The sequence below is a fragment of the Nonomuraea turcica genome, from assembly GCF_030718205.1.
Lineage (GTDB): Bacteria > Actinomycetota > Actinomycetes > Streptosporangiales > Streptosporangiaceae > Nonomuraea.
On record NZ_JAUZQF010000088.1, the window covers coordinates 1 to 1,113 of the forward strand.

The 1,113-nt window shown below is 62.7% G+C and carries 2 protein-coding genes; both read right to left on the reverse strand.

Annotated features, from left to right (window positions below; translation table 11 throughout):
* A partial coding sequence (locus tag Q9G87_RS60310) for a hypothetical protein (RefSeq protein WP_305925688.1) occupies positions 1 to 685 on the reverse strand: 685 nt, incomplete at its 3' end.
* 79 nt (positions 686 to 764) lie between these two features.
* The coding region (locus tag Q9G87_RS60315; RefSeq protein WP_305925689.1) for an FG-GAP repeat domain-containing protein at positions 765 to 1,113 on the reverse strand (349 nt) is incomplete at its 5' end.

Below are 1,113 nucleotides of genomic sequence, written 5' to 3' on the forward strand. Positions count from 1 at the left end.
ACGGCTGACCATCGTCACGCACGAAGTTGTTGCTGTAGAGCAGCATCTTGCCCGCGGCATCCACAGCCAGCACGTCAGCGTACGAGTCACCCGTCACACTGTTGCCGGGTAGCTCCGCAGGTCCCGACATGGACCACACCGCGTTCGCTATGGCCACTCCGTTCGCCGTCTCGTCGTAGTACTTCGAGGGAAAGGCCGAGACCTGCACCTGCTGGCAGATCTGTCCAATGGGATCATTTCGCCAGTCGAACTGGAGCATCTTGTTGAGGAACTTGTTCGTCGCGTAGACCGGGTTCAAGATCTGCTCGACCGTTCCCCAGCCTTGCGAGGGACGCTGCTGGAAGAGCCCGACGCTGTCGTCGGCGCCGTAGGTCAGGTTACGGATGGTGGATTCGACGATGGTGGTGGTGATGGCAATCTGTGCGGCCCGAACCGGCAGGCCTCGACTCTTGACGGTGGCGATGATGACGCGGGCGCAGGACACCCGGTAAGCCGTCATCCAGCTACCGGTCAGTTGTTCATTCAACCGCGTCGCCATGGCGGCATCGGCCGAGGTGGTTCCGTTCGTGTCGCATGGCACAGTGTCCGCGGCGTGCGCGGGAGCCGAAGACATCAGAGCGATGGGCCCCGAGAGGCACAGGGAAAGAAGTAATCCGGTCAGGGATCGGATGAGGGCATGTCGCATGGCTACTCCACGAGTGATGAAGAAGGGTCCGGTGTCGGCCGCCTGGGGTGGTGGGCGGCCGACACAGGCGGGGATGGGGTCAGGTCAGGATGCGGGTGCTGCCGGCCCAGCCGTGGCCGACTTCGCGTGGCGTGCCGCCCGTATACGGCTGACCATCGTCACGCACGAAGTTGTTGCTGTAGAGCAGCATCTTGCCGCCGGCGTCCACAGCCAGCAGGTCAGTGAACCCATCACCGGTTACATCAGCCGGAATGATCCTGGTCGAACTGCTCCAACCATGCCCGACCTCACGCGGCGCGCCGCCCGTATACGGCTGACCATCGTCACGCACGAAGTTGTTGCTGTAGAGCAGCATCTTGCCCGCGGCATCCACAGCCAGCAGGTCAGTGAACCCATCACCGGTCACATCAGCCGGAATGATCCTCGTC